Here is a 9219-nt window from a genome sequence, read left to right on the forward strand (position 1 = left end):
CTACTTGCTTCCTGATGGCTACCGATATGGACTAGTTGGAATCCACAATGCTGCCAAAAGTTAAGAATGGTTGGTTGATAAGCAAAACTGACTGAAACGAAATCGCAACCTTGCTGTACAGCTTGTTCAATTTGATTAGCAACTAATGCTTTGCCTACGCCTTGACGACGTACATCATCATGAATAGCGATTCGATTAATACGTAAAGATGTTAATTGCGCAGCGACTAACTCACCGGCATGTGCGGCTAATGATTGTGCTACTAAATTACCTTTTGGTCGCCGTGTACCTAACCAGACTTGCTTAGCCAAATCTAGAGGCAATTGTCCTTCTTTTATGGCGACCACCACACCGATAAGTTGATCTTTACATTTTGCTTGAGTAATGGATACGTTAGTGGCATCCAATAAACGTCGTAAATCAATTGGTGTGGTGCGATAATGTGCCGTTTTTAGTAATCCGTATAGTTGCAGGAATTGTGATTTATTTTGTGATAGCGAGATCGATGCAACCTTTTCTATTTTAATCGTTGTCTGGTCACATAGCAGAGAAACGGGATTAACTTGGTGATCTTCTACAAGTAAATCAGCAATAAATTTTTCTAGCTTATCTTCTTGATCCCATCGAATGGGGGAGATTAAATTAAAATGGGCAAAATTTTGTAAATTGGGAAGTAATTTAACCAAGAACCCTTGGGCTGTGCCTTCATATCCTTCGGTTGTAGTTAACAATAAAATACGATTAGCTTTTTCAATGATCGCTTTTAATAATGGTAACGGAATCATTGCCGCTTCATCGATCACAATCCATTCAGGCGGTATCACGCTATCGTTAAGTTGCTTTAATAAATTATCAGGTGCAAAAAAAGGGGTATCTGCTTTCGCAAACTGTTGCAGTGTCGTAATGCTGGCTTTATTTGGCGCACAAATCCAGCAATCTTGCTGATGAGTAAATAAGCCTGCTAACGCTGATTTTCCTCGTCCTCGTTTAGCCGTTACAATAGCTATACGCGCTGATAATTTTCTAAGTTTAAGTAACAGTCTACATTGAGCAAATGTGGGGGACAATGTGAGTGGTTTAGGTTGATCACTAACGGCTTGATCACCGCAAAGAGCTTGATTAGGTTGACGCGATAAATATTGTTCAGCAGTTAGCCGCTCAATCTTATGTTGCTGTAAGGTTTGCAATAGATAACGATAAAAATTAGGGGTCACAATTGGTTGCAACGATTCATGCCAGCGCAAACTATCGTTATCAGGTCGAGTAAGTAAGTTAAGGGGTAATAATAACAGTAGATGACTACCCTTAACTAACGTACCAGCTAATATGGTGAACGCATCTAAATTAAACCCTGATGTCGCGTCAAATATGGCATGTTTAAATTCTCTGCCTAACAACATTTTAGCCTGTTTTGTCGGCAAGCAAGTAGTGGTAATAGCATTATCCGATATAACGAGCCATTCACCATTGAATTTTTCAGTTATTGTTTCGACTAAAGCTGATAATAATGCAGGCGTATCTTGAATAACCAATAACTGACGAGATGTCACGCAATCCATGCCTTCAAGAATTAAGCTTTACCCACAATTAACGATACCATGCCAGCAGCAATTAATGGACCAACAGGTATCCCTTTAAAAAAGCCAACACCAATCAAGGTACCAACAATCAGTCCATTAACAATAGTAGTATTATTTTCCATTAACGTAACACCGCGCATTCCAAGCCAAGAAACAAAGACTCCAACCAAAATAGCACATAGTGATTTCCAGCTATTAAAGGATTTTAATAATTCTTGTAGACTGATCGAACCATTTGCTAATGGTACGAGCATAGCCGCTGTTAAAATCACAATACCAATCGTAATACCATATTTGTTTAATTGCGGGAAAAATTGTGATAACGGTGTCACCTTCAATACAAATAACAGTAACACCGCCCACGTGACGGTGTAATTATGTGTAAAATAACATAAGGCGGCTAAAATAAGTACAACAATAAAAGTGAGATCCATTTGTGCCATAATTAATAATTTACAATACAATTCCAATGCGTTTGGCGACGTCTTGATACGCTTCCACTACACCACCTAATCCTTGACGAAAACGATCTTTATCCATTTTTTTCAAGGTATCTTTATCCCATAAACGACAACCATCGGGCGAAAATTCATCACCTAATGTTATTTCGCCATGATATAAACCAAATTCAAGTTTATAGTCAACTAAAATAAGCCCTGCTCGATCGAACAGTTTACTCAATAGTTGGTTAATATTGAGGCTAAGCATTTTCATCTGTTCAAGTTGATCGGCCGTTGCCCAACCAAATGTAAGACAGTGAGATTGATTAACCATCGGGTCATGTAATGTATCATTTTTTAAGAATAATTCAAAGGTAGGTGGCGTTAATACAGTACCTTCGCTAATGCCCAATCTTTTTACTAGTGATCCAGCCGCACGATTACGGATAACGCACTCCACTGGAATCATATCCAATTTTTTTACCAGTACTTCATGATCCGATAACAATTGGATCAATTGGGTAGGAATGCCAGCTTGCGCTAAGTGACTCATAATAAAATAGTTAAATTTATTATTAATCATTCCTTTGCGATCTAATTGTTCAATTCGTAAACCATCAAAAGCAGAGGTATCATTCCTAAATTCAAGAATTAAATGATCAGGATTATCGGTATTATAAACAGTCTTCGCTTTACCTCGATAAAGTTCTGCTAATTTTTGCATTGTCCTTCCCCTTAGTTGAATTATCACCTCACATGATCCCAATAAAAAAGGAGCCTACGCTCCTTTTTATACCACCACTATAATTGTGGTGCAGTATTAGTTTGATCCATCTCTATTTTTTTGAGTGCCAATAATATCATATTGAAGAAATCAACGGAGTAGCGTTGATTCTCGGTCTTATTACCCATAATATCACGACCATTTGCAGTCAATGAAATAAGATTGACAGTCATATATTGTCTTGCGCCATTATTACGGTAAGTAATGGCATAACTCGCTTGGTGAGAAATATCATCATCGACACGAGTAACATTTGTTACTGCTGTGCGTAATTCTTGTGCATTATGACTTTGAATATTTATGCCGTGCCCAGCTAAAATAGCAGGAATTTTATCCCAAATATTGATGGAGCTAGGCGCATCTAATACCACACTATTGTGATCACGATAAGCATAAGAACCCGATAAACTTGCCAAAGGTTGTATTGGTGGACGAATATCCACATTCTTGCCCGTATTACCGTCTTTAAGTATGGGATTGATATAATAATCGTCTACCTCAATAGGCATAACTAAACCTTCAGGAACAGATAATTTCTTTAATGGCGGCGTATTAAGATAATTATCATTACCATTTATTTCTCGTTTGTAACGCTGATTTGTACTACATGCAGCGAGTAAAAGCGAAAGTACTGATATTGTCACTAACGTTGGTTTTTTTAACATAATTATATTTCTTACTCTTTCCACAAAATTCAATCAAACTTAAATAAGATTAGCCAATTTTAAAGCATTTTCAACTACCGCTCTTGCGCTATTTGATAATGGCGTTAATGGTAACCGTAAAGTCGTATCCGCAATAAGCCCTAAGCGTTCACATGCCCATTTAACTGGAATTGGATTAGATTCAATAAATAACATTTTATGTAATGATAACAGGTTATTGTTTAAATCGCGAGCTTCATCTATCTGTTTATCAATCACTGCTTGGCAAATTTTCGCCATCTGTGCTGCCGCGATATTGGCAGTAACGGAGATTACCCCATCACCACCAAGTAGCATAAAATCTAAGAAAGTCGCATCATCACCGCTAAGTAAATTAAATTGTTCACCAACTAAGCGACGTGTTTGGCTAACACGCGATAAATCACCCGTTGCATCTTTCAAGGCCACAATATTTTTTATTTCTGCTAATCGTGCGACCGTTTCAGGTTGCATATCACATCCCGTACGCCCAGGAACATTATAAAGAATTTGCGGTAAATCAGTGCTGTCAGCAATCGCTTTGAAATGCTGGAATAATCCTTCTTGAGTTGGTTTGTTATAATAAGGCGTAACAGTTAAACATCCTTTTACGCCCGTATTTTCGACTAATTGAGTTAAATGAATGGCTTCTTTGGTCGCATTAGATCCCGTACCCGCAATAACAGGGATACGTCCATCAACATAATCTACCGTTAATTTTACAACCTCAATATGTTCTTGTGGATCAAGTGTTGCTGACTCTCCTGTTGTTCCCATAGCAACAATCCCTTTAGTGCCATTGTTTACATGATAATCAACTAATTTTTTTAAGCTTGTTCTATCAACATTACCATCTGGGTGAAGTGGAGTGACAATAGCAACAATACTACCTGTAAACATAGCAAACCTCTCAGTATTATTATATAGGAGACAAAAATAAAATAAGAACGCAGTATGCGACATTTTATTAGTAAATTCAACTTTAACCATTCGCTAATGGTGAATATATAAAAAAAGAATATATACTAAATAATTATATTCATTTATTAGATAACGGTTGGAATAAATAAATAACACGGTTATATTATCTATTTTATTCTTTTTAGTCCTTAAAACCTACTCTTAATGACCCTTGAAACAATTTGTTAAACAAATTATCTACCGTCCCATATCAACTACATTAAACAGGATTATCAATATCGACGAATGTCACCGATAGGGCGTATTGTTGCGCTAACCATTCACCTAAAGCTTTAATCCCATAACGTTCTGTAGCATGATGACCAGCCGCAAAAAAATGAATGCCATATTCACGAGCTATGTGCGTTGTTCTCTCTGAAACTTCGCCCGTAAGAAAAGCATCAAACCCTAATTGAGCCGCTTGTTCAAGATAATCTTGTCCCCCTCCACTTACCCACGCTATCGTTTTGATAACTGAAGGTGCATTATCACCGATATGTAATACACTACGGTTAAATTGTTGTTCAAGCTGTTGCTTGAATCGCTGAGCACTAGTTGGTTTTTTTAACTCGCCTTGAAATAATAGATCAGTTTCAACTGTGCGTGGGTACATATCAATATTCAGTAATTGAGCAATCTGAGCATTGTTGCCAAGTGTGGCATGTCCATCTAATGGTAAATGGTAAGCCAATAAATTGATATCATGGGTTAGTAATGTCTTAATCCGACGTTGTTTTATGCCGGTCAAGGTAAGAGGTTCATTTTTCCAAAAATAGCCGTGATGAACTAATACTGCATCCGCATTCAATTCCACTGCTTTATCGAGAAGTTGCTGGCAAGCCGTAACACCAGTAACAATGCGATATACATCGGCACGACCGGCTACTTGTAAACCATTCGGGGCATAATCCCGATACAACGAGGTGTTGAGTTGATTATTTAATATTGTTTCTAATTCCATTACTCGCATAATAGCGATCACCCAATTTAAAATCTTTAGTAAAATAAGCGTTTATTATAGCATAGAAACTTTTTTAGCCACCATCGTCGAGCATTATTATGATGATTGCGCATGTAGATTTAACAGCATAATAATGCTAACCATAGATAACGGGTTACATGAATATCGTCTTGTTGCTCAATGTAATCAGCTAAAGGGGGTAACAAACAAAAATAGAGAATGATATGGTTATAAAAATTAAAGATTGATTAACAATCAATTTTATTAAGAGAGTAAGTAGTTATTTAGCAATCATCCAGAAACGCATTGGCTTGCAATGCGTTTCTAAGATAACCAACAGTTATTTACAACTAAATCAATATAACGACTATCCTATTTACGCCTTACTGATTAATAAGAGCTGTTAGTACTTACATGTTTCTATGTATATAAGTTACCATTGACCACCGTTTAAGTGAGACCTTACTATACAAGTTCAATCCAATACCTATTTAGCGATCAACATCAAATTTATGCTTCAGAAGGGAGATCTGCGGGAAATATCACCCCTGTTTGCTGTCTTATTTCCGTAATAACTTCAGAAGTTAATAAACTATGATTTAATCCTGGATGTTCCGTTATTCGGTTTTTTACCAATTTAGCAAACGTTTGTGCTTCATAAAATAAATGATTTTCATGTTGGTTTAAAGTAATATTTACCAATGAACTAGTCCGTGAGTTATAAATCACTTTTTCACAATCAGCAATATGTTCAATCACAATCGATCCCATTTCGCCTTGAATTTCACTCGCAATTTTAGAATCACTGACTTTAGAATGAAATACGACGACATCAAAATCCCCGTAGTTCATGATAACGCTCCCATGCGCATCAACATGGCTGTCTAACAAAGCAGCGCTCGCTTGAATAGTGGTTGGTTTTCCCCATAAGGCAAGGGCGGTACTTACGCAATATACCCCAATATCCATAATCGAACCGCCAGAAAATTCAGGATTAAAGGTATTAGGTAAATCGCCTTGTAAATATTTGCTATAACGTGATGAATATTGGCAATAATTAAAAAAAACTTTGCGCAGTTTGCCCAACTTAGGTAAATAAGTTTTGATTTGCGCATAATTAGGTAGGTAGAGTGTTTTAACGGCTTCAAATAGCACTAACTGTTTTTTTCTGGCTAGCTCAATAAGCTCATTTGTTTGCTCATAATTTGAAGTTAATGGCTTCTCACAAATAATGTGCTTACCATGGGAAAGCAACAATTTTGCTTGTTGATAATGGAGGGAGTTTGGACTAGCAATATAAACCGCATCAATGTCAGTACAGCTCGCCAACTGATCTAATGCAGTAAAATAGTGTAAATTGCCATATTTGTTACCAAAATTTTCAGCAGTATCACTATTTCGCGAATAAACTGCCAACAATTTATACTGTTCTGTTTGTATTGCCGCCTCAATAAACTTATTTGTAATCCAATTAGTACCTATGACAGCTAGCCTAATCATGAGTTTCTCCCTTCCTCACTCTACTATAATATAGTATTAATAATAATCTTATTCCGTTATATCATTATTATAGCGTATAAAAACTAATTGAGTAGTAGCTCCAATTGATAATTTTACGCTAACTTTGTAACAATATAAAACTTAACTTTCATCAAAAATAAATAATTATTTAAATAAACCGCTAACAGTTTTATATATACTTTGAATGGCATGTCATTATTCGTTGAATTGTCATGCATAAGGTTAGCTAGCTCATATGAGAGATCCACACTAGGTTAGCTCATATAAAAATGGCTAACTAAGCCATTTTTATATGTTATTTGATGAATTAAAGAAAAAAGTTTAACGATGGATTCTTTGTTTCATCATGATAATTATAACCCAATGCAGCTAAATGCTGGATAAATTTAGGATCATAATCAGCTAATTCAAATCCAGCTAATACACGGCCATAATCTGTTCCGTGGCTACGGTAGTGAAATAAGCTAATATTCCACTCTGTGCCTAATGTTTGCAAAAATTTTAATAGCGCACCAGGTGACTCAGGGAATTCGAAACTATAAACTTGCTCTGATAACGGCTGACGAGGTTTACCACCAATCATATAGCGGATATGTAATTTAGCCATTTCATCATCCGATAGATCCACCACTTGATAACCACTTGCAGTCAATTCCTGCAAAATATCTTGTTTTTCCGATTCTGGATTAGAAATTCTTACCCCAACAAAAATAGTGGCTTTATGATTATCATGATAACGATAACTAAACTCAGTAACGGTACGTCCCCCAAGTAATTGACAAAATTTAAGAAAACTTCCTTTTTGCTCTGGAATGGTCACGGCAAAAAGTGCTTCTCGTTTTTCCCCTATTTCACAGCGTTCAGAGATATAACGTAAATTATGAAAATTTAAATTAGCACCTGATAATATATGCACTAATTTTTCATCGCGAATATGATGTTGTGTGACATATTTTTTTAATCCAGCCAATGCCAGTGCCCCTGAGGGTTCGGCGACGGCTCTTACATCATCAAATAGATCTTTAACTGCCGCGCAAATTTCGTCACTATCAACTAAGATAACATCATCCAGATATTGTTGACATAGACGGAATGTTTCATCGCCAATCCGTTTAACTGCTACCCCTTCAGCAAACAAGCCAACCCGATTGAGATCCACGGGCTGACCCGCTGCCAAAGCGGCGGTTAAACAGGCCGAATCTTTTGCCTCAACACCAATCACTTTAATCGAAGGAATGATCTGTTTAATTACCACCGCTAAACCTGCCGCTAAACCGCCGCCACCAACAGGCACAAAGATACGATCGATACCAGCGTTCTGTTGTAATATTTCCATTGCGATACTGGCTTGACCAGCGATAATTAAGGGGTGGTCAAAGGGAGGGATAAAAATCCGTCCTTGTTGTTTAGCCAATTCCATTGCTTTGGTTTTGGCTTCATCAAAATTGGCACCATAAAGTAGCACTTCTCCGCCAAAATTTTGCACTGCCTCGACTTTAATATCAGGCGTTGTTAATGGCATGACAATTAGCGAACTTATCCCTAATTTAGTCGCGGATAAGGCTACGCCTTGCGCATGATTGCCAGCCGATGCAGCAACAACACCATTTTTACGCTCTTGCGCGGTTAAACTGGCAATCATGGCCTGTGCCCCACGAATTTTAAAACTGTGTACTGGTTGCCGATCTTCACGTTTAACCAAAATTTGGTTTCCTAAACGGTGCGATAGTTTATCCATTTTATCTAATGGGGTAATACAAGCCACATCATAAACTGGCGCACATAATGAAGCCTTTAAATAATCTGCATCGGTCATATTTTGCTTATTTATCATTTTTACTATCCGCCTAATTTAGTTTTATCACGTACTGCACCTTTGTCTGCACTTGTAGCTAAACTGGCGTAAGCCTTTAAAGCAAAAGAGATCGGGCGCTGGCGATTTTGCGGTGTCCACGCTCGCGATCCTCGTGCAATTTCTGCTGTGCGTCGTCGTTCTAATTCGCCTTGTGCGACGTCCAGCTCTAGCTTACGTTTAGGAATATCAATTTCAATCATATCCCCATCCTGCACTAATCCAATAAGCCCACCACTTGCGGCTTCTGGTGAAATATGCCCAATAGATAAACCTGACGTACCGCCAGAAAATCGACCATCGGTGATCAACGCACAGGCTTTGCCTAATCCCATTGATTTCAAATAGGTAGTAGGGTATAACATTTCTTGCATTCCCGGCCCACCTTTTGGTCCTTCATAGCGGATGACGACCACATCACCAGCAACCACTTTTCCA

The 9219-nt window shown here is 37.6% G+C and carries 8 protein-coding genes and 1 pseudogene; all 9 read right to left on the bottom strand.

The genetic code is table 11. The features are described from left to right. Nucleotides 1-1550, bottom strand: a 1550-nt coding sequence (locus O970_RS02150) for a GNAT family N-acetyltransferase (RefSeq protein ID WP_024495544.1), incomplete at its 3' end; no start/stop codon positions are given. Between the two features lie 20 nt (nucleotides 1551-1570). Next, nucleotides 1571-2023: a DUF441 domain-containing protein gene (locus O970_RS02155; protein ID WP_024495545.1), complete on the bottom strand. Its 453-nt coding sequence runs from the start codon at nucleotides 2021-2023 to the stop codon at nucleotides 1571-1573. A gap of 10 nt (nucleotides 2024-2033) precedes the next feature. Beyond that, nucleotides 2034-2744 (bottom strand): phosphoribosylaminoimidazolesuccinocarboxamide synthase, encoded by a 711-nt coding sequence (gene purC, locus O970_RS02160; protein ID WP_024495546.1) that lies wholly within the window; start codon nucleotides 2742-2744, stop codon nucleotides 2034-2036. 77 nt (nucleotides 2745-2821) lie between these two features. Continuing rightward, the gene (gene bamC, locus O970_RS02165) at nucleotides 2822-3469 is read right to left on the bottom strand and encodes an outer membrane protein assembly factor BamC (protein ID WP_024495547.1); all 648 of its coding nucleotides are present in this window, start codon (nucleotides 3467-3469) and stop codon (nucleotides 2822-2824) included. Between the two features lie 39 nt (nucleotides 3470-3508). Next, nucleotides 3509-4387: a 4-hydroxy-tetrahydrodipicolinate synthase gene (gene dapA, locus O970_RS02170; RefSeq protein ID WP_024495548.1), complete on the bottom strand. Its 879-nt coding sequence runs from the start codon at nucleotides 4385-4387 to the stop codon at nucleotides 3509-3511. A gap of 280 nt (nucleotides 4388-4667) precedes the next feature. Then, nucleotides 4668-5417 (bottom strand): Nif3-like dinuclear metal center hexameric protein, encoded by a 750-nt coding sequence (locus O970_RS02175; RefSeq protein WP_036562355.1) that lies wholly within the window; start codon nucleotides 5415-5417, stop codon nucleotides 4668-4670. Between the two features lie 501 nt (nucleotides 5418-5918). Further along, nucleotides 5919-6908: a Gfo/Idh/MocA family protein gene (locus O970_RS02180; RefSeq protein WP_024495550.1), complete on the bottom strand. Its 990-nt coding sequence runs from the start codon at nucleotides 6906-6908 to the stop codon at nucleotides 5919-5921. Between the two features lie 328 nt (nucleotides 6909-7236). Continuing rightward, entirely contained in the window at nucleotides 7237-8763 is a 1527-nt protein-coding gene (gene ilvA / locus O970_RS02185; RefSeq protein ID WP_024495551.1) for a threonine ammonia-lyase, biosynthetic, read from the bottom strand. A 5-nt stretch (nucleotides 8764-8768) separates the two neighbouring features. Then, nucleotides 8769-9219, bottom strand: a pseudogene (locus tag O970_RS02190) (dihydroxy-acid dehydratase); the annotation flags it as partial.

This window comes from Candidatus Schmidhempelia bombi str. Bimp (assembly GCF_000471645.3).
In the GTDB taxonomy this organism is placed as follows: Bacteria; Pseudomonadota; Gammaproteobacteria; order Enterobacterales; family Orbaceae; genus Utexia; species Utexia bombi.

Excerpts from the sequence above, each read along its gene's own strand:
- O970_RS02180 (WP_024495550.1), bottom strand. The coding sequence starts at position 6,908 with ATGATTAGGCTAGCTGTCATAGGTACTAATTGGATTACAAATAAGTTT.
- bamC (WP_024495547.1), bottom strand. The coding sequence starts at position 3,469 with ATGTTAAAAAAACCAACGTTAGTGACAATATCAGTACTTTCGCTTTTA.
- O970_RS02175 (WP_036562355.1), bottom strand. The coding sequence starts at position 5,417 with ATGCGAGTAATGGAATTAGAAACAATATTAAATAATCAACTCAACACC.
- O970_RS02155 (WP_024495545.1), bottom strand. The coding sequence starts at position 2,023 with ATGGCACAAATGGATCTCACTTTTATTGTTGTACTTATTTTAGCCGCC.
- purC (WP_024495546.1), bottom strand. The coding sequence starts at position 2,744 with ATGCAAAAATTAGCAGAACTTTATCGAGGTAAAGCGAAGACTGTTTAT.
- ilvA (WP_024495551.1), bottom strand. The coding sequence starts at position 8,763 with ATGATAAATAAGCAAAATATGACCGATGCAGATTATTTAAAGGCTTCA.
- dapA (WP_024495548.1), bottom strand. The coding sequence starts at position 4,387 with ATGTTTACAGGTAGTATTGTTGCTATTGTCACTCCACTTCACCCAGAT.